The organism is Streptomyces sp. 6-11-2 (assembly GCF_006540305.1).
In the GTDB taxonomy this organism is placed as follows: Bacteria; Actinomycetota; Actinomycetes; order Streptomycetales; family Streptomycetaceae; genus Streptomyces.
The window spans coordinates 5,026,421-5,052,939 of record NZ_BJOR01000001.1 but is presented as its reverse complement, the minus strand read 5'-3'; the positions used below and the strand labels follow the sequence as shown (position 1 = coordinate 5,052,939).

The window sequence follows — 26,519 nt, the reverse complement described above, 5'->3', positions numbered from 1 at the left end:
AGCACCACCGCCAGGCGGCCGCCCTAGTGCACCACCGGTGTGAACTGCACCGGCAGCGCCGTCAGCCCCCGCATCCAGATCGACGGGCGCCAGGACAGCTCCTCGGGCTCCACCGACAGCACCAGGTCGGGCAGGCGCTCCAGCAGCGTCTCGACCGCCGTCCGCGCCATCACGTCCGCCAGCAGCGGTGCCGGATAGGGACAGCGGTGCTCGCCGTTGCTGAACGACAGGTGCGCGGCGTTCTCCGCGCCCACGTGCGAATCGGGCCAGATCTGCGGATCGGTGTTGGCCGCGGCCAGCCCCAGCACCAGGCAGTCGCCCGCCCGGATCTGCCGCCCGCCCAGTTGGGTGTCCCGAACGGCCCAGCGCCCGATGAAGTTCTGCGTCGGCGTGTCCAGCCACAGCGCCTCGTTGAGCGCCTCGCCCACGCTGAGCCGGCCGCCCGACACGTTCACGGCGAACCGCTCGTCCGTCAGCAGCAGCCTGAGCGTGTTGCAGATCCAGTTCGCCGTCGGCTGCTGCGCCGCGGCGATCACCGAGATCAGGTCCTGGACGATCTCCTCGTCCGTCAGCCCCGCCGGATGCAGCAGCATGCGCGAGGTGACGTCCGGACCGGGGCTGACCCGCTTGTCCTTCACCAGCTGCCGCAGCCGCTCGCCCACGCGCCCGTACGCCGCCACCGGATCGTCGCCCTCCGCGGCGTCCAGCGAGATCCGCAGGTCCTCGACGAGCTGCCGGGTGTCCTCACCCGAGGTCGGCATCCCGCACATCTGCACCACGGCCCGCATCGGCAGGGCGTGCGCGTAACCGGTCATCAGCTCCGCCTGGCCGCTGCCCGCGAAGTCGGCGATGAGCCGGTCGGCGATCAACTGGCAGTTGCGGGCCAGCTCGAACTGGTCGACGCCCTCCAGCGCCTCCGTGATCACCCCGGCCCGCCGCCGGTGCTCGTCGCCCTCGGTGAACAGCACCGACGGCTGGTATCCGACGTACGGCATCAGCGGCCAGTCCGCCGGGATGTTCTCCCACTGGTTCCAGCGCCGGGAGTCCCGTGCGAACAGCTCGTCGTGGCTGGTCACGTAGGTGACCTCGGAGTAGCCGAGCACCAGCCAGGCCGGGATGTCCCCGTCGAGCAGCACCGGCGCGACCGCGCCGTGCTCGCGGCGCAGCGCGCGGTACAGCTGCGACGGGGTCTGCTGGTACTCGAGGCCTCCCAGGCGCACCGCGTCGGCGTGGTGGGCGGGGCAGCCCGGCGGAGCCGGTTGCGCGGAAGAGGGGTCGGTCACGGTGTCGCCTCCTGGGCCATGGCCAGTTCGTACAGGTGGTCCACGAGGGTGACCAGCACATCCTTGCCGGACTGCCGGACCCGCGCGTCGCAGTCGAGCATCGGCACGTGCTCGGGCAGCGCGAGCGCCTGGCGGATCTCTTCCAGGGAGTACCGGTTGGTGTCGTCGTCGAACCGGTTGACGGCCACCACGAACGGCGTCCTGTGGTGCTCCAGCCGGTCGATCGCGTACCAGGAGTCGTTCATCCGGCGCGTGTCCACGAGCACCACGGCGCCCAGCGTCCCGGAGAACAGCCTGTCCCAGAGGAACCAGAAGCGCTCCTGGCCCGGCGCGCCGAACAGGTACAGCACCATCCGCTCGTTGAGGCTGATCCGCCCGAAGTCGAACGCCACCGTCGTGGTCGTCTTCGTCGCGACCGCGCTGGTCTCGTCGACGCCCACGCCGGCCTGCGTCATCACCTCCTCGGTGTTCAGCGGCCGGATCTCGCTCACCGAGCGGACCAGGGTCGTCTTGCCGACACCGAAACCGCCCACGATGACGATCTTCAGGCCGGTCTCCGCCGCGTCGTCCAGTGGCGTGCGGTGGGAGGGCAGCTCAGAGGTTGCGGAGCCCATGGAGCACCTCCTTGAGAAGGGCGGAATCGGGGAGGGAGGCGACGGACCGCGCCGCACGCGGGTGGCGGGCGGTGATGCGGCCCGTGTCGAGCAGGTCGCCGAGCAGGATCCGCACCACCGTGATCGGCAGCTTCAGCTCCGCGGCGATCTCGACGACGGCCGTGGGGTGTTGGCACAGCTCCAGGATCCGGGCGTGCTCCGACTGCATTCCCGCGGTGGGCCGGCACTCGCTGACGATGAGGGTGACCAGGTCGAAGGACTCGTCGGCGCGGCTCCGGCCGGCCGTGACCGTGTAGAGCCGGTCGGGGTCACCGGTGTCCACGGGCTTGCGCATCACGACGCGGCACTTCCCGGAACGGGCTCTCGGGGCTCGGCGCGCAGGTGCTCGCCGATCTGCTCCACCAGCTCCGACATCTGGTGGCCCACCACGCCGGGGTCGGCGTCCTCCTCGGCGAGGACGGCCAGATGCGCTCCCTCTCCGGCCTCCACTATGAACAGCAGGCCGCCGTGGAACTCGGTCATGGACTGCCGGACGCCGCCGGTGCCGTCGCCGAACTCCATGGACGCGCCTTGGGCGAGGGCCTGGATGCCGGAGCAGATGGCGGCGAGTTGGTCGGCCTGGTCGAGTGTCAGGTGTTCGGTCCAGCAGAGCTTCAGGCCGTCGCGGGACAGGGCGAGAGCGTGCCGGGTGCCACGGGTGCGCTCCAGGAGGCTCTTGAGGAGCCAGGTGAGGCTGTTGTCGGTGGTCTGCATGATGGGTGATGGGACGGTGGTGCCCGGTTGACCGGTCACCGGCCCGTTCCTCCAATCTCAGGAATGCGAGCGGGAAGTGGGCGCCGACGCCCCGGGCGCCGTACGGGAAAGGGGCGGCTACGGGGCGGCCGGCGGCGCGGACCCGGGCCGGGCATCCGGTCCGGCGGTGCCGCCCGCGGACCGGCGCCCGCGGTGGAAGGCGCCGAACCGTGAACCGGCGTCGCGTGCCGGACGCTGCTCCGGGCCGGCTCCGTCCGCTGCCTCGGACGCCGCCCCGGATGCCGCGTCGGACGCCGACCGGCGCTGCTCGCGCTCCCGTTCCGCCTCGGCCATGGTGCGGCCGGGGGCGCGGACGGGCAGGCCGTTCAGCGTGGAGTCGGTGGCGCTTCGGGGCTGCCCCTGTTCGGGCGGCTCCGGCCGGGCGGCGGACCGCTCCGGGGCGTCGGGACGCGAGGTGGCCTCGGGCACCAGGGCCGGGGCGGGTGCCACGGCCGGGGCGGGGCCCGGCGTGGGCGCGGTGCCCGCGGCGGGGCGGCCGGTCGCCTCACGCGACACCGACTCGCGCTGCTGGGCGAGCAGTTGCGGCGGCAGCAGGACGACGACGCCGGTGCCGCCGCGCGACGAGGGGCGGTAGTTGACGCTGATGCCGTACTTCCCCGCGAGCCGTCCGACCACGGCGAGGCCGAGCCGGGTGCCCTGGAGCGAGGCGAGGTCGGTCATGTGACCGGACACCGCCTCCTCGGCGCGGCGCATCGCCGCGTCGGCCATCTTCAGGCCGCTGTCCTCGATGGTGACGACCATGCCGGCGCTGCGGTCCTCGACGTAGACGTGCACTTCGTCGATGGGCGGGGAGAAGTTCGCGGCGTTGTCCATCAGCTCGGCGAGCAGGTGCATGACGCCCTCGGCGGCGAAGCCGGAGATCGCGGCGGTGGTGGAGCAGTGCAGGCGCACCCGCTGGTAGGCGGCGATACGGCCGACGGCGCCGCGCAGGATGCTCTCCATCACGATCGGCTTGTTCCAGGCGCGGCTGGACCGGCCGCCCATGAGCAGCGCCAGCCGGTCGGTCATCAGGCCGAGCTGGGAGGTGCTGTGGTCCAGCTTCAGCAGGTCGCCGAAGACCTCCTCGCCGTGTCGTTCCTGCATCTCCCGCAGGTCGGCGAGCATGCTGACGGACTTGGCCTGGACGCGGCTGAGCGCCTTGGCGGAGGCGGCCTGTGCCGCGGCTGCGCGCCGCTCACTGTGGGCGAGTTCGCGGATGAACGACTCGGTCGGGGTGCGGACCATGAGCAGCCGCGGCAGGTCGAGTTCGGCGAGCACCGTGTCGGCGGACTGGCCCTCGCGCAGCCGGGCGACCGCGGCGGGCAGCGTCTCCTGCGCCAGCCGCTCCAGCGCGGCTGCCGCCTCGTTCAGCTCGTGCCGGGCCTGCCGCCGCTCGCCGTCCAGGGCGGCCGCGTGCTGTACGCCCTCCTCGACGGCGTCGGCGAAGGTGTGCACGATCCGGCCCAGCTGCGGGTCGGACGGCGGCGTCGCGCCGCCCACCGCGTCGGCCGCGCTCGTGCCGTCCCGCAGCCGCTCGGCCACGGCGGGCAGCGTCACGTTGACCAGGTGCGCGGTCTCCGCGGACAACTGCGCCGACTGCGCCTTGAGACGGCCGGTCTCGGAGGCCTGCGCGGCGGCCGTGCGCCGGGCCCGGCGGACGAGCCGGTGGCTGACGACGACGACCGCGGCGACACACACCCAGGCGACCGCCGCCACGGTCAGCGCCCAGGTGCGGGCGCCGGACGGTGCCAGGGCGACGGCCGCACCGCCGGCCGCGGCGCTCACCACCAGCACGACCAGGGGCGCGGTCGGCGAGGTGTGCGGCGCCTTCGCCGACCGGTGCTGACTGGGCGGTGCAGGCACTGACATTCCGCGGTCCCTCGGTCCATGAGATCAGAAGAAACGGGGCAGCCGACACTCGGCGGCCGCAGGCCGGAAAGGGGGTCGTCAAGAGGACGACGATCTTCCGACCGGGTACTGGCTCATGCTAGCCATCCTTCTGCGCGAGAAGATCTGACTAGCTGCGCAGTCCGCCAACGACGCAAGTTCGTCGCGAACCGACCGGCTGAACAGCCAGTCATGATAAGGGAGTTGACACCACCTCAACCGGGCTGACGCACAAACACAGGCTGCCAAATGTGTTGACGAAGTGTCAAAATTGCAAAAATGAACGTCCCTGAAACATCAACTCCGCACACCAGTAGCCGCTTTCCAGCCAACCACACGGAAGCCGAAGCCGAACACACCCACCATCCAAGACTGTTGGGACATCCGGCGAGTACGACGACGACGGCAAGGTCGCCTGCGACAAGGCCGGCGACGCCCGAGAAAACGGCGACCGAGAGGAACCCCGGCCGGCGGCAGAACGGCACGCCCCGCGAGCACCTTCGGCAGAGGCACGTCGCGCTCCTTGCCGCCCTTGGGCGGGCCGAAGTACAGCTGCGGTCCGTTTCGGCCTCGGGTGTCACGGCCGCCAGCTCTTCGACACCTGTGCGCTCGGATACGTCGATGTGGAGCAGCTTGAGCAGGTCGGCGGTGACGACCCCGTCGGCGTTGCCCAGACGCAGGGCAGTGCACGGATACCGGCCGCGCTTGGCGAGGTCGTACCCCCGTGGTGCGGTCGGCGGACAGCGCGCGGTTCGCCGTCTCCAGGGCTACGGCCGCAGGCAGCGCGAGCAGTTCCTCGCGCGTCAGCCCACGGGAAGCGTAGTCGCGCTTGGTGATCACAGAGGATCCGTACCCCGCGAGGCAACCCGCCACTGCCTCCAGGCACGCGACAGAATCACTCCACCCCAATAACAAAAGTTTTGTTAACATGGATCTATGGCTACCATTCCCGAGCCCGCTCCCGGCGAAGGCCCTGTCCGCCCGGTCTCCGTCTCCCTCCACGAAGGCACCATCGCTGCCCTCAAGGCACGCACCGGCAAGCGCGGCATGTCCGCCTACGTCGAAGCCCTCATCCAGCGCCAGCTGGAGCGCGACCGCCTACGCGAACTCATCGAAGACGCAGAAGCCGAACACGGCCCCGTCGACCAGGCAGCGGTCGAGGCCAAGCGAGCCGTCCTGCGTGGCGACACCGCGGGCTCGGCGGACGCCGCGTGAGCGGCACCCTCGTCCTGGACTGCGAGGGCCTGTCCAAACTCGTACGCCGCTCACCCGAGCTCACCGAGTGGCTGGCTGCGGCAGAGGCAGAGGACATCCGCATCATTACCAGCTCCGTCACCCTCGTTGAAGCCCGCGACCCCAAGATCAACCAGGCCCGCTTCGACTATGCCGTCTCGCGCGTCAACATCGTCCCGCCCACCGAAGCCATCGCACGACACGCGAGCAAGCTGCTCGCGGCAGCCGGCCTACACGGCCACAAATACGCCCTCGACGCCCTCGTGGCCGCCACCGCACTGGCCTCCCCCTCCCTCGTGACCGTCCTAACGTCAGATCCCGAGGACCTCCAGATGCTGTGCGGCCCCGGCGTCCACATCATCAAAATCTGACGCAGTGCGATGCCGGGTCGGCGGAGACCTCCGACTCGCTGCCGCTCAGCACAGCCCTGCCCACCTGAGCGGAGACGGTGTCCGAGGCTGCGACGGAATACGCCCCGCACAAACTGTGCGGCCTATCACTACCAACCGGCTTCCCTCTACACGTCCTTCTACGACAAGTGCCCGGTCCTCAAGGCCGAGAGCCGCGGTCGCGACCCGCCTGTTCCTCTGCGACGTCAGGGCACGCACCCTGCACCAGGGCATAGCTCTGCTGGAGTCAGGACGCCTGAGCGGCTCTGACCTGTTCGTGATCAGGGCCGGGAGAGCTCCCCAGCCCTGATGTCTGTCGGCCTACGCGATGTGATCCACCTCCAGTTCCGCGTTGAAGCGGTTGGAGAAGTGGGAGACCATGCGCTTCGTCTCCTCGTCGGGGAGCGAGATGCCGTACAAGGCCCTCAAGCTGTCGCCGAACTCTCGAGGAGTGGGAAGGCTGCCATTGATCGATTGCTTGAAGGCCTGGTAATAGTCCTCCTCGCTCGGCTGGGGCTCCTCCTGACACGCCCGCCCGGCGACCCTCTCGATCTTGGCATCCAGGTCCTCACTGCGCCGGACGAGGACCTCCAGCTCACGCCTGACAACCTTGACCGCGCGCTTGGCTTCGAGGATCGACTCGGCCTTGACCTCCTCGGCACCCGCAATGATCTGCCCGGCCTCCGCGCGGGCCTCCTCCAGGAGCTCCCATGCCCGTTTCAGGATCAGCCCTGACACGGAGTGGCTATGCCCCAGTTGCGTGACCTCCAGGATGCTGCCGCCGGGCTCGGTGACGGCATGGTCGACGAGAAGCGTGCCCAGTGTCTCGTAAACGGTGGACGCGTCCGCCGGGCGGTCCTCCGGGCGCTTGGCGAGGAGACTCAGGATGAGGTCGTTCAGCGGGACGGGAAGACCTTCGACGTGGGCGGCCGGTGGTTCCGGGGCGCTTAAGCTCCCACAGCAGCCGGTCGTCACGGTTGAGGGGGGTGGTCCCGGACGTCGTGGGGCTGAAGTCGCCCGGCGTGTTCCGCACGTCCGCGAACTGCGCCTCATAGGGCCGTAGGTCGAAAGGCCTGGTCGCGCCGAGCGCCGCCCGAAAACACGCGTGGACGTGGAACTCCGTCTCGTGCGGCTGGACCGGCAGGACGTCGTCGCCCGCGAACACTACGTCGTTCCCACGCCGCACCCCGAGGAAGCCGACGCCGTAGAGCACATCGATGACTCCGGGGAGGGTCAACGCGTTGGCGTACGCGGGGAAATCATGGTGGAGGGTCTCGGCAGCAGCCTCGAACCGGCGTGCGAGCGCGGCGCGCGTGACGACGTATCCGGTGTTCTGGAAAAGCGGGCGCAGATGATTGAGGAAGGGGTGCGCGACCAGATACTCCGAGCTCAGATCCTTGAGTTTCCACTCCGAGAACTGCCGGCCCGCCTGCTGCACGTCCGCCTCGGTGATCCATTCCTGTTGGTGCTCCAGCCAGGCCTTCTCCTGGCAGAGGTTGAGAAACTGGATGGCGTCACGCGGCCGTGGCAGAAAGTGACGGAAGAGATACTTCACGGTTTCCTCGCCACCGACAGTCCCCGGAAACAGCTCCTTCCACAGCCGCTCCTCACCCAGCTCCTCCCCGACGGACGCCCGCGCCCGGGTCAGCGCAAGATCCCTTAGAGCCTGCTCGGTCCAAACGATCCGCAGCTCGTCGCCATGGAGCTTGTCGCCCTCCCCGAAGGACAGAGAGTCATAGATGTCGGCCCGCAGGAACAGCAGAAACCGCACCGACCGGCCGTATAGACTCGCCGCGTGCTTCGCCGCCAACAGCAGCCCAATCACCATGGAGTTGCTGTCCGGCTCCGCGGACCACACCTGCTCCAGCTGATCCACCATCAACAGCAACGGAGGGTGCACGACACCGTCGCACCCCAGATCGGCGAAGGTCCGCGCCACCCCTTGCTCGACAATCTCCAGCTGCCGCGCGGCCCTCGCCCCCTCTGACGGCGACTGCGCGAGATCCACGCTCGCCTTGACGCCGAAGGCCTCCAGAGACAGGGAGGTCTGCAACCCACGCGCCCCTTGAGCCAGCCGCTCCACCAGCCGGCCGCTGTCCGTCGCCTCCCCGTTCTGCTTGAGAAACCGCCCAAGCGCCTTCACGGAGTTGGGCCTCTTGCCGTGGGCGTCCTTGGCATGCGTCACGAGATGCCGAGCCGCGTGCACAGCAAGCACATACCGCCAGATCAACGCCTTGGCCGAGTCCCCGGGCAAGCCCTGCAATTCGAACCGCCGGATCTCCTCCCCCGCGGCCTCGTCGGGCGTGACAAGCACCTTGCCGCCGCCGTGCCCACCGGGTCCGTCCGCCATCAGCTGCATGCAAATGGCGCTCTTGCCGGAGCCTTTACGCCCGATGATCAGCATCTTGCGCCCACTGAGAGCACCCCGATACGCGGCGTTGGGCAGGAACCCACCCCGCAGCAACAGCCCCTCAGTCACATCCCGTTCGGCATCCTCCCGCCCGAAGTGCAAGTGCGCGAGCACTGGACCGTCGGCCATCCCGTCCCCCTAGGTCATCCAGATCTCCAAGGTATCGGCCTCCCCCTCGCACCACACGACCTTGCCGAGATCCCGTTCTCCCACCCCCACTTGTCGCTAAGCGCTTCCTTGGTCTTGATGATCGTCGCTTCCGATCAGCCCGACCAGAAGTTCTACCGCAGGTAAAAGCGACACGTCTGGGCAGTTGCAAAGCCGCGGGGGTTGACAGTAGAGCAACAACGTCATGCCCCATCGATCCGAACCAGCCCAGAGGCATCGCCCGCCCCTCCGCTCCGGGGACTTTTCAGGGGCTTTCAGCTCTGTCCGAGGGACTTTCGAGGGTCCTTTCGCGGCCTGAGGCTGCAAGCCCCCGAAAGGCCGGAAAGGGCCTCCGACACAGGTCAGAGGCCCTCTCCCAGGCAAAGCCGCAGGTGGCGGCAGACGAGTCGGGCTGTACGCCGGGTTCTGTTCCCCGGGTTCCTCGCGGAGCCCGGGGCGACGGCCATCCATCTAGGGCCGGCGTTGCCGCCGGCCTCGTGCGGTCCACCCGCGGACTCGGGCGGGCAGCCCTCGAACGTCCGCGCAGAGCGCGCCTTTTACAGCGGCCCCTTTTGACCTTGCTCCGAGTGGGGTTTACCTAGCTGCCCAGGTCACCCTGGGCACTGGTGGTCTCTTACACCACCGTTTCACCCTTACCGAGGACCGAGATCCCCGGCGGTCTGCTTTCTGTGGCACTGTCCCGCGGGTCACCCCGGGTGGCCGTTAGCCACCACCCTGCCCTGTGGAGCCCGGACGTTCCTCGGGAAGCCCCAGGGGCTCCACGCGGCCGTCCGCCCGGCTCGTCTGCCGTAGGCACCATGGTACCGGTCGCACGGACCGCGCCGTTTCCGGCCTGGTCAGAGGAAGTCTGCGGTGTCCAGGTCGAAGGCGAAGGGCTCGGGGAGAGACAGAGGATCGCCGAATGAGCGCTTGAGCAGCCGTAGATAGTCGTCCTTCTCCGGCTCGCCGAACAGCGTGACCATGGAGGCTTCGCGATCGACGAGCAGGTGGAGGGGATGCCCTCTCGCGCGTAGCAGCGGCGCTTGGCCTCGCGGTCGGCCTCCGGCTTGGTGGACGTCACCTCCAGCACCATGGCAAGCCCGTAGCAGGGCATCCAGCAGTCGGCGCCCCCGAAGAGATCAAGCTTCAGGGCAGCGAACGTGACGTCCGGGACCGCGTAGTTCTTCGGGCACCCGCCGCCCTTCGTCAGTTTCAGTCCCTTGTTCCCCGAGGATGTCGATCCTGGACCGCTTGATCACTTGCCGCACGATCCGGCTGATGTACTTCTCGTGCTCCCCGTCCGGCGGCGGCGTCACGACGATCTCCCCCTCGGTCAGTTCGGCCCGGAAACCCTCCGGGGTGTCGAGGGACAGGAAGATCTCCAGCAGGCCCTCAGCCGGCGTGGTGGGTTCATGAGCCACGGCAGTCATGTCACGCCCCTCCTTTGGTCGCTTACCAGACTGGGACATTCCAAGATCACCTTTTCAAGAGATCGGGGACCTTCCCTCGATCGTGCACAGGAACACCATCCAGGCCGAGGCGATCCGGCAGGACCCGCGGATGCTCCGGGAGGGACGTCCGGCTCGCCCTCGGCCCGCTCGTGCGTCGCGCGCGTCTCGCGGCGCACGAACGCGATCCGGTCCAGCGGGATGCGCGGATCCACGTGCACGGCGTGCCGTAGACGCAGATGATCCACGCCCCGTCGGCTCGCAGACCTCCGTCACCCTCGAACTGACCGCGCCGGTCGAGCACGTCACCCTCCTCGGCAGGCGCAGGCGGGTGCGGCTCGGGCGGTTCCACGCCGAGGACGCCGGGGTGCTCGTGCGGGCGCTCACGCGGGGGTGAAGCGCACCCTCGCCGGTGGTGGGGCGGACGGGTCGGCCCGGGTGAGCCGGAGCCGGAGCCGTTCGCCCAGCGGCAGTGGTGCGGTGCCGTCCTCGACGCGGGCGACGACGGCCGGGGACTCCACGTGGACGGTGCCGGTGGTGGGACGGTGCTCGTCGACGTCGATGACACAGCCGTCGAAGAGTTCGCCGACGCGGTCCTTCAGCAGCGCGGCCTCCACCACGTCCAGGCACTCCCGCTCCACGGCGGCCGCGCGCCGGGCGCCCTCGGCCATCCGTTCCGGCAGCGTGTCCAGCGCGGCGAGCACCCACTCGGGCACGTCCCGGCCGGCCGCGGCGGCCAGGCAGATCTCGGTGGCGTACCGGTCGGCGAGACGGCTCAGGGGTGCCGTGCAGTGCGCGTAGGGCGCGGCGACGGCGGCGTGCGTGGTGATCGCCGGGAGCCCGCCGTCCCGGAAGACGGTGTAGCCGGCGCCGCTCAGCAGGGTCGCGCACTCCCGCAGGAAGGCCGCGTGCCGCGGCCGGTCCGCGTCGAGGGTGCGCAGCAGGGCGGCGTACGACACGTGGTGCGGCCAGTCGACGCGCAGGGCGTGCGCGCTGCGCCGCAGCCGGCCGACCGCGCCGTCGGGGGCGGCCGGCAGGGTGCGCAGCACGCCGGTGCCGTGGGCCAGCATCAGTTCGGCGGCGGCCATGCCGGTGAGCAGGGAGAGCTGGGCGTTCCAGCGGTCGGCCGGGAGAGGGGCGTGGTACGCCTGCTCGTACGCGCGGCCCCCGGGCACGTCCGCCGGATGCTCCACGACCTCCAGCTCGGGCACCACGAGCGAGATGCCGCCGCGCTCGGCCTCCAGCCGCTCCCGCAGCCGCCCCACGTCCTGGAGCAGCGCGACCGGTTCGTCGGCGGTCCCGGCGTCGATCTCCTTCTGCACCCCGGCGCGGTCCAGCTGTGCCCGGCTGCGGACCAGGGCGCGGCGGACGTCGACGGCCCGCGTGCGGCCCTCCGCGTCCAGGTCGACCGTCCACAGCACGGCGGGCCGGGTCTGCCCGGGCAGCAGGCTCGCGGCACCCCGGCCCAGGACGGCCGGGTACAGCGGGACCGGACCGTCGGGGAGGTACAGGGTGCTCGCCCGCCGGTGCGTCTCGGCGTCGACGGCGCCCGACGGTACGACGAAAGCGGCCACGTCGGCGACGGCGCAGCGGACGCGGTAGCCGCCGCCCCGGCGGGACAGGTGCGTCGCCCGGTCGAGGCCGTTCCCGTCGGGGTCGGCGGAGCCGGGCGGGTCGAGGGTGAAGAACGGGATGTCGGTGGCGTCGTGCAGGGGGAGGGCGGGGTCCCGTGCGGCCCGTTCCGCCTCGGCGAGCACCGCGGGCGGGAAGCCTCCGGGCACGCCTGGCGTGGTGCGCAGTGCGGCGAGGGCGGCCCTCAGGAGTCCTTCGGGGGCGCCGGTCGCGCGGAGCGGGCGACGGGGCATACAGCGAGCGTAGGGCGGAGGCGCACGGGCGGCACGCCGTACGCTGTCGCGGAGCGCTACCCGAAGGAGCAACCCCCGTGCTTGTGCTGCTGCCCCCGTCCGAAGGCAAGGCCGCCGCCGGCCGCGGCGCCCCGCTGAGGCCCGAGTCGCTGTCGCTGCCGGGGCTGGCCGCCGCCCGCGAGACGGTGCTGACGGAGCTGGTGGAGCTGTGCACCGGGGACGAGGGGAAGGCACGCGAGGTGCTCGGGCTGAGCGAGGGCCTGCGCGGCGAGGTCGCCAAGAACGCCGGGCTGCGCACGGCGGGGACGCGGCCCGCCGGGGAGATCTACACCGGTGTGCTCTACGACGCCCTGGACCTGGCCTCCCTCGACCCGTCGGCCAAGCGGCGCGCCGCACGTTCGCTGCTGGTCTTCTCCGGGCTGTGGGGTGCGGTGCGGGTGACCGACCGGATCCCCTCCTACCGCTGCTCGATGGGTGTGAAGCTGCCCGGACCGGGCGCACTGGCGGCGTACTGGCGTACGCCGATGGCCTCGGTGCTGCCCGAGGCGGCCGGTGACGGTCTGGTGCTGGACCTGCGGTCCTCGGCGTACGCGGCGGCGTGGAAGCCGAAGGGCGAGGTCGCGGGCCGGACGGCGACCGTGCGGGTGCTGCACTCCCAGATCGTGGACGGGGTGGAGAAGCGGTCCGTGGTCAGTCACTTCAACAAGGCCACGAAGGGCCGGATCGTGCGCGCCCTGCTGACCGAGGGGGCCGCCCCGAAGGACCCGGCCGGACTGGTGGAGGCGCTGCGGGACCTCGGGTACGTGGTGGAGGCGGAGCCGCCGGGCAGGGCGGGGCGGCCGTGGGCACTGGACGTGGTGGTGACGGAGATCCACTGACACGGAGATCCACTGACACGGGGATCCACCCGGCGCCGTACCGCCGGGGCACGGGCGCTGGTGGCCGGCGGGCCGCCCGCGATCGAGGCGACACCGCGGACACGAGGCCGTGACGCGAGGCCGCGCTCGACGCGCCCCGGACGATCGCCGACGCGGTGCCGGACGCGGTCGTGGGCGCGGCAGGCTGCCGGAGTCGTCCACGGCGTCGGCGCCGGCCGCCGGGGACGGGGCCCGGGTCGAGCGGCCCGCCCGCGCGGCCGTGGCGGTCAGCGCAGGTGGGACGTGTCGTTGAACAGGCGGACGCTCGCGTTGCCGTCCGCGTAGTACGCCACCGCCGACAGGGACGCCGCCGACAGCTCCATGCGGAACAGGGACTCCGGCGGTGCGCCGAGGGCCAGTTGGACGAACGTCTTGATCGGGGTCACGTGCGTGACGAGCAGCACCGTGCGGCCCGCGTGAGCGGCGACCAGCTTGTCCCGGGTGGCGGCGATCCGGACCGCGGTGGCCGCGAAACTCTCGCCGCCGCCGGTGGGTTCGGCGTCCGGGGAGGCCAGCCAGGCGTTCAGGTCGTCCGGGTAGCGCTCGCGCACCTCGCCGAACGTGAGCCCCTCCCAGGCACCGAAGTCGGTCTCGCGCAGGCCTTCCTCCACGGTCACGTCGAGACCGAGGCGGGCGGCGACGGCACCGGCGGTCTCGCGGGTGCGGGCGAGCGGCGAGGACACGACGGCCTGGATGGTGCCACGCCGGGCGAGCGCCGCCGCGACCTTCTCGGCCTGCTCGCGGCCCACTCCGGACAGCGACGGATCGGTGCCGCCACTGCCCGAGAAACGCTTCTGCGGCGTCAGCGGCGTCTCCCCGTGCCGCAGCAGCACGAAGGTGGCGGGCGCACCGAGATCGGCGGGCGCCCAGCCGGGCGTGGCGACCGCCTCAGCGGGCCCCGGGCCTCCACCGGCACCGGAAGCCGTCCCGCCGCCAGCGGCGGCGGCACGCGCAGCCCGGACGTCGGCGCCCGCGCCGGTGTCGGCGCAAGCGGGACTCCCGGAGATCGACGAGGCGTCCGTACCGGTGCCGGGGACCGGGCCACCGCTCGGGCCGCCCAACGCGTCCAGGGACGGACCGGACCACTGCTCGCCGCGGGCGCCCGCGTCCATCGCCTCGTTGGCCAGGCGGTCGGCCTGCTTGTTGCGCTCGCGGGGGATCCACTCGTAGGTGACCCGGTCGGCCGGGAACTCCCGGGCCGCCGCCGTCGCGAGCGGCTTCAGGTCGGGGTGCTTGATCTTCCAGCGGCCCGACATCTGCTCGACGACGAGCTTGGAGTCCATGCGGACGTGCACGGCCGCCGACGGGTCCAGGGCGTGCGCGCTGCGCAGGCCGGCCAGCAGGCCCCGGTACTCGGCCACGTTGTTCGTGGCCACGCCCAGGTACTCCGCGTGTTCGGCCAGGGTCTCCCCCGTCGCCGCGTCGAGCACCACCGCGCCGTAGCCCGCGGGCCCCGGATTGCCCCGCGACCCGCCGTCGGCCTCGACGATGAACTCCCGCACGCCGCTCGCTCCTTACCGACCGTCTACAGACGCGACCACCGACCCGACCGGAGACCGGCCTACAGACCGGACTCGGCGGTGCGCACCAGGATGCGACGGCAGTTCTCGCAGCGTACGACCGTGTCGGGGGCGGCGGCGCGGATCTCGCTCAGCTCGGTGATGGCGAGCTCCTGCCGGCAGCCCTGGCAGGTGCGCTGGTACAGCTTGGCCGCACCGATGCCGCCCTGCTGCTCGCGCAGCTTGTCGTAGAGCTTCAGCAGGTCCGCGGGGACGGTGCCGGCGATGACCTCGCGCTCCTTCGTCACGGACGCCACCTCGCCGTCGATCTCCTCGAAGGCCGCGTCCCGGCGCGCGGTCGCGTCGTCGGCCTTCGCCTGGACGGAGGCGACGCGCCCGGTCAGCTCGGTGACCCGCTCCTGCGCGGACTCGCGGCGCTCCATGACCTCCAGGACGACGTCCTCCAGGTCGCCCTGCCGCTTGGCGAGGGACACGATCTCGTGCTGAAGGTTCGACAGGTCCTTGGGCGAGGTGATCGCGCCGGAGTCGAGGCGCTGCTGGTCACGGACGGCGCGCTTGCGCACCTGGTCCACGTCCTGCTCTGCCTTGGTCTGCTCGCGGGCGCAGTCGCTCTCCTCGGTCTGCGCGGCGACCAGAAGGTCGCGCAGCTGCGTGAGGTCCCGGTTCAGCGACTCGATCTCGGCGTGCTCGGGGAGCGACTTCCGCTTGTGGGCCAACTGCTGGAGGCGGACGTCGAGGGCCTGGACGTCGAGGAGTCGGATCTGGTCGGCGGGCGCGGCGTTCAGTTGGGGGCTCCCGTTAGCTAGTAGAGGAAGTAGGGGAAGGGGCGCGCGAAGCGCTCTTCGGAAGGGTGGCGGACGCCGCGTGGGCGGTCCAGGGGTCGGTGACCGTCTTGGAGACGTGGACCCGCAGGCCCCATCCGTTCCGGTCGGAGATCTCGTCGAGCTGGGCGGCGGCCAGCTCGCACCAGGGCCACTCGGTGGCCCAGTGCGCCGCGTCGAGCAGCGCGAGAGGGCTGTGGGCGCGGTCCGCGATGAACTCGGAGGCCGGATGGTGGCGCAGGTCCGCAGTGAGGAAGGCGTCGACGCCGGCCGCCCGTACGTCGTCGAAGAGGCTGTCGCCGGAGCCGCCGCTGACGGCGACCGTGCGGACGAGCGCCTCCGGGTCGCCGGCCGCGCGGATGCCCTGCGCGGTGGCGGGCAGCCGCTCGGCGGCGCGGGCCGCGAGTTCACGCAGGGTCAGCGGGTGGTCCAGCTCGCAGACCCGGCCCAGACCCCGGCGTCCCTCCGGGTCGGTGGCGTCCGGCACCAGCGGGCGTACGACCCTGAGGTCCAGCGCCCCGGCCAGCGCGTCGGAGACTCCCGGGTCGGCGGTGTCCGCGTTGGTGTGGGCCACGTGCAGGGCGATGTCGTTCTTGATCAGGGTGTGCACCACGCGGCCCTTGAAGGTGGAGGCCGCCACGGTCGTCGTACCGCGCAGGTAGAGCGGGTGGTGGGTGACCAGCAGGTCCGCGCCCAGCTTCACCGCCTCGTCGACGATCTCCTGGACCGGGTCGACGGCGAACAGGACCCGGCCGACCTCCTGCTCGGGGTCGCCCACGACGGTGCCGACCGCGTCCCAGGACTCGGCCCGCTCGGCGGGCCACAGGTTCTCCAGCGCGGCGATGACTTCAGACAGACGGGGCACGGGTGCAAGGCTACCTGGGTGTTCGCCACGGCTGAACCGGTGCCGTCGCCCCACGTCCGGACCGGGGCCGTCCAGCACATCGGTCTCGGTTTCCACAGGCGAATCGTTTTTCGGCCACCCGTATGTGTGAAGCAGCCGCCCGCCGGTCCGTCCGGTGTGTGTAGGAAAACTACCGTCCTGGCAGGAGGTGACCGAACGATGACAGCCTGCATTGTCGAGACTTCGGCGGCCGGCGAGGACGACAGTATCCCGCGGGCGGGCTGCACGATCACGACGGACGGTGCCTACGCCGCCCGGCTCGCACGCAGCGGCGACTCCTGGTACCCGGAGCGCTGGACGCTGGACGGCCCCGAGCCGTACGCGGTGCCGCTGCCCGGCAACCAGCCCGAGGAGCCCGGCACGGAGGTGCTGCCGATGGGCGACGGCCGGGTGCTGATCCGGCGGTTGGTGGACGGCCGCCACACCTTCTCGCTGCTGTATCCGACCGGACCGGGCACCGGCGAGCTGCCGCTCGGCGCGATCGAGTGCCCGGAGGGCACCGGGCTGCGGCTGCTGCCCCCGGCGCCCGGCGGCGAGCGGGCCTACGCGCTCGCCGTGGGCCAGCGGTCCTCGGCGGTGTGGCTGGTGGTGGGCGGCGCCTTCGGGCCCGAGCACCTGGCCGAGGTGCCGGGCCGCTGCTCGGGCGGGGTCTGGCTGGACCGCGCCGGGCGGATGCTGGCCCTGGACCGGGAGACCGGTGGGCGCACCAAGGCGGTCGTGGTGGACCTTGAGCGCGGCGGCGAGACGTCGCCACTGCTCCAGATCGCGGCCGCCAGCAACGACCGGCTGCTGCTCGCCGACCCCGACAGCGGACTTCTGCTGATCCGCTCGGACGCCCCCTCCCCCGGCCGGCAACGGCTGGGCTGGGGCGTGCTGGGCAGCACGCAGCCGGTGCGTTTCCCGGAGAGCCTCCGGCTGCCGGACTGCGTGGTGACGCCGTTCGCGATCCAGCCGGGGCAGGTGCTCACTCCGGAGCAGTGCGGGGTGGCGCTGCGCTGCGACGGCGCGGCCGGCAGCTGGGTGGCCGTGTGGCGGCCCGCCGAGCGGCAGGTACGTCATCTCCCCGCGCCCGAGGGGTGGCTGGCCGGGTCCGGACTGTGGACCGGCGACGGCGTACTTCGTCTGCCCTACGCCACGAGCGCGGTGCCGTGCGGTGTGGCGCGGTGGACGGCTCCGACGAGGCAGTCGGAGCCGGGACCGGGACTGGCGGGGGCGGGGACGCGCATCCCGGTCCCCGCCCCGCCCGACGCGCCGGACCGGGCGACGGTACCCGGACCACGGCCCGGAACCGAGCCCGGACCACAAGCCGAATCCGCCCCACCCGCCGACTCCGGACCACGCACCGAACCTGGACCGCCCGCCTGCTCCGGACCACTCGGCAAGAGCGGCCTGCACGCCGACAGCGCGCCGCCGGCCGGGCACACGGCACGCTCCGGGGCAGCCGCCGTCGCCATGGACCCGCCGAGCGGGGTGAAGACGGATTCCGGACCACCCGCCGAACCCGGACCACCCGCCGAACCCGGACCACCCGCCGGATCCGCCCCACCCGCCGACTCCGGACCACTCGGCAAGAGCGGCCTGCACGCCGACACCATGCCGCTGGCCGAGCACGCGGCACGCTCCGGGGCGACCGTCGTCACCGTGGACCCGCCGAGCGGGGTGAAGACGGACTCCGGACCACGAACCGAACCCGGACCACGAACCGAACCCGGACCACTAGCCGTTCCCGGACCGCAAACCGAACCCGGACCACTAGCCGTTCCCGGACCGCAAACCGAACCCAGGCCCTACGCCACACCCGGAATCGGACCGCACCCCGCACCCGAAGCCGGCCCCCGCGCCACGCCCAAGGCCATTCCCGAAGCCGGCCCCCACGCCGGTCCCGAAGCCGCCTCTTACGCCACGCCCGAGGCCGGGCCGCCCGTCGGGCCCGAGAGCGGGCCCCCCGACCCGCGCGAAGCCGGCCCGCACCAGCACCTCGCACCCAGAGCCAGAACCCACACCACACTCGGAACCGGATTCCGCATCGGCCCCGGACCCGAGCCCCACCCCGCTCACGAAGCCCCACCGCACGCCGGATCCCCCGTCCCCGGATCTCACCCCGGCCCCGGATCTCACCCCGGCCCCGGACCTCACCCCGGCCCCGGACCTCACCCCGGCCCCGGACCTCACCCCGGCCCCGAAGACGAATCCGTACCCAGCCCGCACTCCGCCCCCGCCCCCGTCCCCGCACCGGAACCCGCACCGGAACCCGGCCCTCCGACCTCCCACGGCCCCCGCCCCGCCCCCCGCCCCGTTCCGCTTCAACAGGCCCCGCTGGGACGGCTTGTAACGAAGTAGTGCCGGTTGGCGTGCCCGGCTGGATTCGACCCGAGGTGTGCCGGTTAGACTCGCCCGGCTGTACGAAAGATCATTGTTGACGGGGTGAATTTCTTCCGATGAGCGACGCCAGCACGACCCAGCCGTCCGCCGCCGACGTCGAAGAGTCCGCGGGTCACGGAAAGCACCGGGGTCCGGTTTCGGTCGGCGACGGTGAGGCCGCACCCAGCGGCCGCCACCGCAGGCCTGCGGAGCAGAACGAATCGGCGGCCTGACGGCACGTCGAACGCCACGGCCCCGCCCGTCTGCTGACGGGCGGGGCCGTTTCGTGTCAGCCGTGCTCGACGATCGTGCCGGTCAGCACCGGCGCGTCGTCCCGTTCGACGGCGCCCACCGTCACTTGGACCCTGCCCTCCCGCCGCCACATGCGGATGCGCAGGGTCTCGCCCGGGTACACCACCCCGGCGAAACGCGTGGTACAGGACCGTACGCGGGTCACGTCCCCACCGAACAGTGTGTCGACGACCGCCTTGAGGGTCATGCCGTAGGTGCACAGCCCGTGCAGGATGGGCCGCTCGAAGCCGGCGCGCTCGGCGAACTCCGGGTCGGCGTGCAGCGGGTTGCCGTCACCGCTCAGACGGTAGAGCAGTGCCTGGTCCTCGCGGACCGTCCGCTCGACGGTGCGGTCCGGCTCGCCGGCCGGCTCGGCGGGGCGGGCGGAGGGACCTCGGTCGCCGCCCCAGCCGCCCTCGCCCCGGACGAAGATCTCCGCGTCATCGGTCCACAGCGGGCCGTCGCCGTCGGCGACCTCGGTGCGCATGACCAGGACGGCCGCCGTGCCCTTGTCGTGGACGGCGGCGATGCGGCTGGTGGCGGTGGCGGTGGCCGCCACGGGGAGGGGGCGGTGCACGGTCAGCGACTGGCCGCCGTGCAGGACGCGGGCGAGGTCGACGTCGACGCCGGGCATGGACAGACCTCGGATCACGCCGGGCGAACCGCCGCCTGCGACGGTGGCGAAGCTCGGCAGGACGTGCAGCCGCGTCTCCAGGGTGTAGCGCAGTTCGCCGGGGTCGGTGGCCGGCAGGCCCGCGCCGATCCCGAGGTGGTAGAGCAGGACGTCCCTGGGGGTCCAGGAGATCTCAACGGTACGGGGTTCGGCGGCGAGGGCCTGGGCTGCGTCGATGGGCATGGGTCTCCGGAATCAGAGTCTCCTGGCACTCCCCTGTATAGCCCAGCGCTCTTCGGCTGTGAAGAAACCTGACGCCCAGTCAGGCGGGCAGGACGTGGGTCCGCCGGCCGTGACATTTGTCCTGCCGGAGTCCGTACAAGCGCATCTGCCGGGCGGGGCACGGGAGTTCGTACCGTCGTAGACATGACACAGGTCGCAGACATGACACAGACGGGACGTGCTGTGTCCTTCACACGGGCGGTCAAGGCCTTCGGCGCCGTGCGCGCCGTCGACGGCGTCGACCTGACCATCGAGCGGGGCGAGACGGTGGCCCTGCTCGGCCTCAACGGCGCCGGCAAGTCGACGGCGATCTCGCTGCTGCTCGGCCTGCACCCGCCCGACGCGGGCACGGTCGAGCTGTTCGGCGGGCCGCCCGAACGGGCGGTGCGCGCCGGTCTGGTCGGCGCCATGCTCCAGGAGGCGCGGGCGGTCCCCCGGGTCACCCTCCGCGAGCTGGTGACCTTCGTGGCCGGCCGCTACCCCGCGCCGCTCTCCGTCGACCGCGCCCTGGAGCTGGCCGGGATCGCCCACCTGGCCGGACGGCGGGTGGACCGGCTCTCCGGCGGCCAGACACAGCGGGTGCGGTTCGCGGTCGCGGTGGCCGGCAACCCCGCGCTGCTCGTGCTGGACGAGCCGACGGCGGCCCTGGACGTGGAGGCGCGCCACGCCTTCTGGGACGCGATGGGGGCCTACGCGCGCGGCGGTCGCACGGTGCTGTTCTCCACGCACTACCTGGAGGAGGCCGACGCCCACGCCGACCGGATCCTCGTCCTGGACCACGGCCGGCTGGTCGCCGACGGCACCGGCGAGGAACTGCGGCGGGCGGCGGGCGGCGGCCTGGTCGCCTTCGACCTGGCCGGGCGGGGCACCGAGGGCCTGGAACTCCTGCCCGGCGTGCGGTCGCTGGAGGTGCGCGGGGACCGGGCGCGGCTGCGCACCGACGACCCGGACGCGACCGTGATCGCCCTGGTCGGACTGGGCGCCGTGCACGGACTGGAGGTCGCACCGGCCTCACTGGACGACGCGTTCCTGGCCCTGACGGGCGCGCGTGCGGCCACGGAGCGCGAATGGGAGGCGGCGTGATGCGCGACATATTCGACTACCTGCGGCTGGAGGTGCGCCGCACCCTGCGTGACACGGGCTTCGTGATCGGCGGGATCGCGATGCCGGTGATGATGTACCTGCTGTTCACCAACCTCGGCGACGGCGCAGACCGGGGCTGGCGGACCGCCTCCATGGTCGGCATGGCCGCCTACGGCGCGGTCGGCTCGGCCCTCAACACCGGCGGCGGGGTCGCCGAGGACCGTACGGTCGGCTGGCTGCGGCAGCTGAGGCTGACCCCGATGACCCCGCGCCAGGTCGTCGCCGGGCGGGCGCTGACCGCCTCGGTGACCGTGCTGCCCGCGATCTGCGCGGTGCTGCTTGCGGGCGGCCTGCTCAACGGCGTACGGCTGGCGGCGTGGCAGTGGGCTTCGACGGCGCTGCTGCTGTGGCTCGGCTCGATCCCGTTCACGCTGCTCGGCCTGGGCAACGGCTACGGGCTGACCGCGCAGACCACGGGCGTGGTCAACATGGTGTGCAACCTGGGGCTCGCGGTGCTCGGCGGCCTGTGGTTCCCCGTCGAGCTGTTCCCACGCTGGTTGCGCACCCTGTCCGGGTACACGCCCACGCGCGGGATCGCCGAACTCGGCGTGTCGGTCACGCAGGGCCACGCCCCGGCGGCGGGTGCCATCCTCGTGCTGGCGGGCTGGCTGTCGCTGTTCGGTTCGTACGCTGTGCTGTCCTACCGCCGTCATGCCGGCAAGGTCTGATAGGGGAGCGCGAACATGAACTGGTCACGCAGGATCTCCTGCCGCATGGAACACCGGATGGGGCGCGGGGGTGGGCGGGAGTCCGAGTACCCGGGGCCGCCGCCCACTGGCTTCTCCCTGCTGCCCTGGCTGCTGATGGGGATGGGCGCCTTCTCACACCTCTTCCAGGGCAAGACCGCCAACCCGTGGATCGGCGGCCTGGGCCTGCTGGCCTTCAACTCCCTCTACATCTACGTGGTGCTCCGCGCCTTCGACAAACGAGCGCGCACGGCCCGCTCCACCCGCCTCGCGCTGCTGCTGCTGTTCCTGGTGACGTGCGGTCTGGCCATCGGGTACGGCGGCACCTGGCTGCTGTTCCTGCCGCTGTTCGGCCTGGCGACGGGCGCGGCCCTGCGCGGGCCGCTGCTCGGCCGGATCGGTGTGGGTCTTGGCCTGTTCGCCGGGGTCGTCGCCGGGCTGCGCGAGGGCTGGAACGGGATCAACATCGGTTATGGCACGTTCCTGTCGACGGTGGTGACGGCAGTGATCCTCAGCCTGTCCGACGCCGTGCGGGAACTGCGCGCCGCCCGTGAGGAGCTGGCCCGCCGCGCGGTGGAGGAGGAGCGGCTGCGCTTCTCCCGGGACCTGCACGACCTGCTCGGCCACACGCTGTCGGTGATCGTGGTGAAGTCGGAGGCGGCCCGGCGGCTGGCGCCCCGCGACATGGGGGCGGCGCTGACGCAGATCACCGACATCGAGTCCGTGGGGCGGCAGGCGCTCACCGAGATCCGCGAGGCGGTCACCGGCTACCGCGACGGCGGCCTCGGCGCGGAACTGGACCGGGCCCGCTCGGCGCTCACCGCCGCCGGCATCGAGCCCGTGGTGCGCCGGTCGGGCCCTCCGCTGACGCCGGAGGCCGAGGCGCTGCTGGGCTGGGTGGTGCGCGAGGCGGTCACCAACGCCGTACGGCACAGCGGCGCGAGCCGCTGCGAGATCAGCGTCACCGGCACGGCCGGGCGGGCCCGGCTGACCGTCGTCGACAACGGGTACGCCACGTCCGCCGGTCCGGCCGGGGACGCGGACCCGGCCGGGGTGGGCGGCACCGGTCTGAAGGGGCTGACCGAACGTCTCACGACGGCGGGCGGTTCGCTGCGGGCCGGCCCCTCGCCCCGCGGCGGTTTCACGGTGACCGCCGAGGTGCCCGTGGACAGCGGGGAACCGGTGGAGGACGGCGTCCGGCTCGGCTCGTCGTCGAGGTGACCGGCCCGCGCGCCCCGCCCGTGGGGCGCCGGGTCAATACCCTTGGCCCGTGAACAAGATGCCTGGGGACCGCCGGCCCGCCAAGATCATCCGCCTCCTTCTCGCGGAGGACCAGCAGATGATGCGGGGCGCGCTCGCCCTGCTGCTCGGCATGGAGGACGACATGGAGGTCGTCGCCCAGGTCTCGGCGGGCGACGCCATCGTGGACGCCGCGCTGACCCACCGCCCCGACGTGGCGCTGCTGGACATCGAACTGCCCGGGATGAGCGGTCTGGACGCCGCCGCCGAGTTGCGCGAGCAGGCTCCCGGCTGCCGGGTGCTGATCCTGACCACCTTCGGACGGCCCGGCTATCTGCGCCGGGCCATGGAGGCCGGGGCCGGGGGCTTCCTGGTCAAGGACGGGCCGGTGGAGGAACTGGCGGCCGCGATCCGCCGGGTGCTGGCCGGGGAGACGGTGGTCGACCCGGTGCTCGCTGCGGCCGCCCTCAGCGCGGGCCCCAGTCCGCTCACCGCCCGCGAGTGCGATGTGCTGAGGGCCTCCGCCGACGGGGCGACCGTCGCCGACGTCGCCGCGAAGCTGCACCTGTCGGAGTCCACCGTCCGCAACTACCTGTCCGCCGCGATCGGCAAGACCGGCACCCGCAACCGCATGGAGGCCGTACGGGAGGCCCGCCGTCAGGGCTGGCTGTGACCCCGCCGCCCGGACGCGCCCCGGGCGTCCGCTACACCGGCTCCCGCCGGAACAGCCCCGCCCACAGGAACGCCTCCCCGAAGTGCGGTGCCTCCTCCGGCTCGCCCCGCATCCGGCGCAGCTCCACCTCCGTCAGGTCCGCGAAGATCCGCCGCAGCGACTCGGGCGTGTAGGCGAGCCCGCCGTGCAGCCGGGAGGTGCGGTACAGCTCCGCGTCGGACAGCTCGCAGCCCATGGCTCCGGCCGCGAAACAGGTCAGGGCCAGGTGACCGCCGGGGGCCAGGACCCGGTCGAGCAGGGCCAGGTGGCTGATCCGGCGGTGCGGCGGCAGATGGTGGAAGCAGCCGGAGTCGTACACCAGGTCGTACGGGCCGGTGAGGGGCGAGCCGGCGGAACCGAAGGCGTCCTGGCACAGGAACCGCACCTCGGCCCCCGTCTCCCGGGCCCGCTCCCGGGCCCAGCCGATGGCCTGCGGCGACAGGTCGACCGCGTCCACCTCGAAGCCGCGCTCGGCGAGGTACAGGGCGTTGCGCCCCGGCCCGCAGCCCAGGTCCAGTGCCCGGCGCCCGTCGATCAGCCCCCGCTCCAGCCACTCGACGAGGTTCTCGTCCGGCTTGTCCACGAAGAACGGCACCGGCCGTGTCCGGTCCGCGTAGAACCCGTCCCACCACCCGGCCGCACCACCGGTCCACCGGTCGGCGTCCGGCGCGAACAGCCCGTCCAGCAGCACCAGCACATCGTCGACCGTGCGAATGTCCCGCTCCATACGGCCCCCTTCCGTATTCGACGTACCCAAGTGGGCCAAGTGGGTCGAGTCTAGGGCCGGACACCATGAAAGCCCAGGTCAGCGGCTATGTGCGGGGTCGGGCAGAGGCGCTGTCCCGGCGGCTGCGGGGTCGCGGCGGGCGCCGTAAGGGCCTCACCCCGGGCCCGGTGCGAAACCCCGCCCGCACCTGCGCCCAGGCCCCTGAGAAGGGCTTCCACGGCCGGGCCGGCCCTGGTTTTTCTCCTCCACTCCCCCAGAGCCACAGGCGGCCTGACGGGCGTTCAGATCCTCACGGAACGGTCAAGAAATCGTTAGTACGCCAAAGCATCGGAATAGTTGCCTCGGCCTACGGGGTTGACCCGGCGCCCGTTCCGCACGGATGACCGCACGTTCCACCCTCACGGCCCGGAGGCCCCACTCGATGACGCTCACGACGACCGGACGGCCCGAACGGAGAGCGAGCGGGGCCGTCGTCCCGGTGCTCGCCTTCGCGGGGATCGTCGTCGCGGTGATGCAGACCCTGCTCGTCCCGGTCATCAAGGACCTGCCGCAACTGCTGGACACCTCGCCCAGCAACGCCACCTGGGTCCTGACCTCCACCCTCCTGTCCGGCGCGGTGGCCACGCCGATCATGGGCCGCCTCGGCGACCTGTACGGCAAGCGCCGCATGCTGATCGCCAGCCTCGCCGTGATGGTGGTCGGCGCGTTGGTCAGCGCGTTCACCTCCGCCCTGCTGCCCATGATCGCGGGCCGCACGCTCCAGGGCTTCGCGATGGGCGCGATCCCGCTCGGCATCGGCCTGATGCGGGACATGCTGCCGCGCGAGAGGCTCGGCTCCGCCATGGCGCTGATGAGTTCCTCGATCGGCGTCGGCGGCGGTCTCGCCCTGCCCGCCGCGGCCATGGTCGCCCAGCACACCGACTGGCACAGCCTCTTCTACGGCGCCGCCGGCCTCGGCGTCCTCTCCATCGGCCTCACCCTCCTCGTCGTACCGGAGTCCCCGACGCGTGCCGAGGGCTCCTTCGACCTGCCGGGCGCGCTGGGCCTGTCCGGCGGCCTGGTCCTGCTCCTGCTGCCCGTCACCAAGGGCAGCGACTGGGGCTGGTCGTCGCCCACCACGCTCGGCCTGTTCGCCGCGGCCGTCGTCGTCCTGCTCCTGTGGGGCCTGATGGAGCTGCGCGTCGCGGCCCCGCTGGTCGACCTGCGCACCACCGCCCGCCGCGAGGTGCTGCTGACCAATCTCGCCTCGATCATGGTCGGCGTCAGCTTCTACGTCGTCTCCCTCGTCCTGCCCCAGCTGCTCCAGCTGCCCGCCGCCACCGGCTACGGGCTCGGTCAGTCGATGGTCGTCGCCGGTCTGTGCGTGGCCCCGCTGGGCCTGACCATGATGTTCACCGCGCCGGTCTACGCCCGCCTGTCCGCCCGCTACGGCCCGAAGACCACCCTGATCATCGGCCTGCTGATCATCGCGGTCGGATACGCCGCCGGCCTCGGCCTGATGAACGCGGCCTGGCAGACCGTCGTCGTCTCGGTGGTCCTGGGCGCCGGCATCGGACTGGCGTACTCCTCGCTGCCCGCGCTGATCGTCGGCGCGGTCCCGGCCTCCGAGACGGGCGCGGCCAACGGCCTCAACACCCTGATGCGGTCCATCGGCACGTCGGTGTCCAGCGCCGTGATCGGCATGGTGCTGGCCAACACCGCACACCACACCGGTGGCCTCGCGATCCCCACCATGCACGGCTTCCGCGTCTCCTTCCTGATCGCCACGGCCGCCGTCCTCGTGGGCCTGGCGCTGGCCCTGTGCCTGCCCCGGCCGAACCTCTCGACGGGCCCGCGACTGCGCGCGAGCAGCGAGGAGGACGCCAACCTGGCACGGGCCGAGGCGGTCCTGCGCGGTTTCCGCGGCCGGGTCCTGGACGCCGGCGGCGCCCCGGTCGCCCGTGCCAAGGTCACGCTGATCGACCGCCGCGGCCGCCAGGCGGGCGCCACGCTCTCCGCCGAGGACGGCAGCTACGTCCTCGCGGTCCCGGCCCGGGGCCCGTACGTCCTGGCCGCCCGCGCCGCCGGGCACGGCCCGCACGCCAGCGCGGCGACCCACCCCGGCGAGGACCACTCGGTCGATCTGGACCTGTCCCTGCCGGGCGAGTCGGTCACCGCCTGAAACGAGACGTACGCCGGAGAGAAGCACCACCGCACCCCCGGTCGCCCGCGCGGCCGGGGGTGCGGCAGCATGGC

21 protein-coding genes, 1 other RNA gene and 4 pseudogenes are annotated in these 26,519 nt (G+C 72.2%); 10 read left to right on the top strand and 16 right to left on the bottom strand.

Translation table 11 applies throughout. The annotated features are described in order from the left end of the window. Positions 1-23 precede the first annotated feature (23 nt). The 6 genes and pseudogenes from TNCT6_RS22240 to TNCT6_RS41025 all read right to left on the bottom strand — a co-directional run. Positions 24-1,283, bottom strand: coding sequence for a cytochrome P450 (locus tag TNCT6_RS22240; protein WP_141361377.1), 1,260 nt, complete (start codon positions 1,281-1,283; stop codon positions 24-26). Then, positions 1,280-1,897, bottom strand: a complete 618-nt coding sequence (locus TNCT6_RS22235; RefSeq protein WP_141361375.1) for an ATP/GTP-binding protein — start codon at positions 1,895-1,897, stop codon at positions 1,280-1,282. The genes TNCT6_RS22240 and TNCT6_RS22235 overlap by 4 nt, the downstream gene beginning before the upstream one ends. Then, a complete protein-coding gene (locus TNCT6_RS22230; protein ID WP_141361373.1) occupies positions 1,878-2,234 on the bottom strand; it encodes a DUF742 domain-containing protein in 357 nt (118 codons plus the stop codon). The genes TNCT6_RS22235 and TNCT6_RS22230 overlap by 20 nt, the downstream gene beginning before the upstream one ends. Continuing rightward, positions 2,231-2,650, bottom strand: coding sequence for a roadblock/LC7 domain-containing protein (locus tag TNCT6_RS22225; protein WP_172632983.1), 420 nt, complete (start codon positions 2,648-2,650; stop codon positions 2,231-2,233). Before TNCT6_RS22225 ends, TNCT6_RS22230 begins: the two co-directional genes overlap by 4 nt. A 117-nt stretch (positions 2,651-2,767) precedes the next feature. Then, a complete protein-coding gene (locus TNCT6_RS22220; protein ID WP_141361369.1) occupies positions 2,768-4,558 on the bottom strand; it encodes a sensor histidine kinase in 1,791 nt (596 codons plus the stop codon). Positions 4,559-5,202: 644 nt separating this feature from the next. Further along, a pseudogene (locus tag TNCT6_RS41025) lies at positions 5,203-5,416 on the bottom strand (hypothetical protein); the annotation flags it as partial. Positions 5,417-5,512: 96 nt separating this feature from the next. Between TNCT6_RS41025 and TNCT6_RS22210 the strand changes: the two are divergent. The 3 genes and pseudogenes from TNCT6_RS22210 to TNCT6_RS22200 form a co-directional block, all read left to right on the top strand. After that, a complete protein-coding gene (locus TNCT6_RS22210; RefSeq protein WP_141361367.1) occupies positions 5,513-5,791 on the top strand; it encodes a hypothetical protein in 279 nt (92 codons plus the stop codon). Further along, complete coding sequence (locus TNCT6_RS22205) at positions 5,788-6,180, top strand: type II toxin-antitoxin system VapC family toxin (protein ID WP_141361365.1); 393 nt, start codon at positions 5,788-5,790, stop codon at positions 6,178-6,180. The genes TNCT6_RS22210 and TNCT6_RS22205 overlap by 4 nt, the downstream gene beginning before the upstream one ends. A gap of 74 nt (positions 6,181-6,254) precedes the next feature. Further along, a pseudogene (locus TNCT6_RS22200) lies at positions 6,255-6,468 on the top strand (DALR anticodon-binding domain-containing protein); the annotation flags it as partial. 51 nt (positions 6,469-6,519) lie between these two features. On the opposite strand, the gene TNCT6_RS22195 reads toward TNCT6_RS22200, so the two are convergent. The 5 genes and pseudogenes from TNCT6_RS22195 to TNCT6_RS22170 all read right to left on the bottom strand — a co-directional run bounded on the left by TNCT6_RS22195 (position 6,520) and on the right by TNCT6_RS22170 (position 12,068). After that, the gene (locus TNCT6_RS22195; RefSeq protein ID WP_216372794.1) at positions 6,520-6,936 is read right to left on the bottom strand and encodes a hypothetical protein; all 417 of its coding nucleotides are present in this window, start codon (positions 6,934-6,936) and stop codon (positions 6,520-6,522) included. 7 nt (positions 6,937-6,943) lie between these two features. Then, complete coding sequence (locus TNCT6_RS22190) at positions 6,944-8,737, bottom strand: P-loop ATPase, Sll1717 family (RefSeq protein ID WP_253266195.1); 1,794 nt, start codon at positions 8,735-8,737, stop codon at positions 6,944-6,946. Between the two features lie 417 nt (positions 8,738-9,154). Further along, positions 9,155-9,558: RNase P RNA component class A (gene rnpB / locus TNCT6_RS22185), an RNA gene on the bottom strand. Between the two features lie 54 nt (positions 9,559-9,612). Continuing rightward, positions 9,613-10,185 (bottom strand): annotated as a pseudogene (locus TNCT6_RS22180) (Uma2 family endonuclease). Positions 10,186-10,586: 401 nt separating this feature from the next. Further along, positions 10,587-12,068 (bottom strand): RNB domain-containing ribonuclease, encoded by a 1,482-nt coding sequence (locus tag TNCT6_RS22170; protein WP_141361360.1) that lies wholly within the window; start codon positions 12,066-12,068, stop codon positions 10,587-10,589. A gap of 77 nt (positions 12,069-12,145) precedes the next feature. Here TNCT6_RS22170 and yaaA point away from each other — a divergent pair, with 77 nt between their 5' ends. Further along, positions 12,146-12,946 carry a peroxide stress protein YaaA gene (yaaA, locus tag TNCT6_RS22165; protein ID WP_141361358.1) on the top strand — a complete coding sequence of 267 codons (801 nt, stop codon included), beginning with the start codon at positions 12,146-12,148 and terminating at the stop codon, positions 12,944-12,946. A gap of 266 nt (positions 12,947-13,212) precedes the next feature. On the opposite strand, the gene TNCT6_RS22160 is transcribed toward yaaA, so the two are convergent. The 3 genes from TNCT6_RS22160 to TNCT6_RS22150 are packed head-to-tail and all read right to left on the bottom strand — an operon-like array spanning position 13,213 to position 16,191. After that, positions 13,213-14,487, bottom strand: a complete 1,275-nt coding sequence (locus TNCT6_RS22160; protein ID WP_141361356.1) for a bifunctional RNase H/acid phosphatase — start codon at positions 14,485-14,487, stop codon at positions 13,213-13,215. Between the two features lie 59 nt (positions 14,488-14,546). Then, a complete protein-coding gene (locus TNCT6_RS22155) occupies positions 14,547-15,290 on the bottom strand; it encodes a zinc ribbon domain-containing protein (protein ID WP_141366714.1) in 744 nt (247 codons plus the stop codon). A gap of 13 nt (positions 15,291-15,303) precedes the next feature. After that, a complete protein-coding gene (locus TNCT6_RS22150) occupies positions 15,304-16,191 on the bottom strand; it encodes a Nif3-like dinuclear metal center hexameric protein (protein WP_141361354.1) in 888 nt (295 codons plus the stop codon). A 198-nt stretch (positions 16,192-16,389) separates the two neighbouring features. On the opposite strand from TNCT6_RS22150, the pseudogene TNCT6_RS41020 reads away from it, so the two are divergent. Then, a pseudogene (locus tag TNCT6_RS41020) lies at positions 16,390-17,398 on the top strand (hypothetical protein); the annotation flags it as partial. A 1,482-nt stretch (positions 17,399-18,880) separates the two neighbouring features. Here TNCT6_RS41020 and TNCT6_RS22140 read toward each other — a convergent pair. After that, positions 18,881-19,738 carry a MaoC/PaaZ C-terminal domain-containing protein gene (locus tag TNCT6_RS22140; protein WP_141361349.1) on the bottom strand — a complete coding sequence of 286 codons (858 nt, stop codon included), beginning with the start codon at positions 19,736-19,738 and terminating at the stop codon, positions 18,881-18,883. Between the two features lie 183 nt (positions 19,739-19,921). On the opposite strand from TNCT6_RS22140, the gene TNCT6_RS22135 reads away from it, so the two are divergent. Genes TNCT6_RS22135 through TNCT6_RS22120 form a run of 4 tightly spaced genes read left to right on the top strand, consistent with a single transcriptional unit; the run spans position 19,922 to position 23,518 of the window. Beyond that, positions 19,922-20,860, top strand: a complete 939-nt coding sequence (locus TNCT6_RS22135) for an ABC transporter ATP-binding protein (RefSeq protein ID WP_253266194.1) — start codon at positions 19,922-19,924, stop codon at positions 20,858-20,860. Positions 20,861-20,868: 8 nt separating this feature from the next. Continuing rightward, positions 20,869-21,588 carry an ABC transporter permease gene (locus TNCT6_RS22130; protein ID WP_141366710.1) on the top strand — a complete coding sequence of 240 codons (720 nt, stop codon included), beginning with the start codon at positions 20,869-20,871 and terminating at the stop codon, positions 21,586-21,588. Positions 21,589-21,603: 15 nt separating this feature from the next. Beyond that, positions 21,604-22,827, top strand: coding sequence for a sensor histidine kinase (locus tag TNCT6_RS22125; RefSeq protein ID WP_141361347.1), 1,224 nt, complete (start codon positions 21,604-21,606; stop codon positions 22,825-22,827). Between the two features lie 58 nt (positions 22,828-22,885). Then, the gene (locus tag TNCT6_RS22120) at positions 22,886-23,518 is read left to right on the top strand and encodes a response regulator transcription factor (RefSeq protein WP_141366708.1); all 633 of its coding nucleotides are present in this window, start codon (positions 22,886-22,888) and stop codon (positions 23,516-23,518) included. 31 nt (positions 23,519-23,549) lie between these two features. On the opposite strand, the gene TNCT6_RS22115 is transcribed toward TNCT6_RS22120, so the two are convergent. Further along, positions 23,550-24,284 (bottom strand): class I SAM-dependent methyltransferase, encoded by a 735-nt coding sequence (locus TNCT6_RS22115; RefSeq protein WP_141361345.1) that lies wholly within the window; start codon positions 24,282-24,284, stop codon positions 23,550-23,552. Between the two features lie 421 nt (positions 24,285-24,705). On the opposite strand from TNCT6_RS22115, the gene TNCT6_RS22110 reads away from it, so the two are divergent. Next, positions 24,706-26,445 carry an MFS transporter gene (locus tag TNCT6_RS22110; RefSeq protein WP_141361343.1) on the top strand — a complete coding sequence of 580 codons (1,740 nt, stop codon included), beginning with the start codon at positions 24,706-24,708 and terminating at the stop codon, positions 26,443-26,445. Positions 26,446-26,519: the final 74 nt, after the last annotated feature.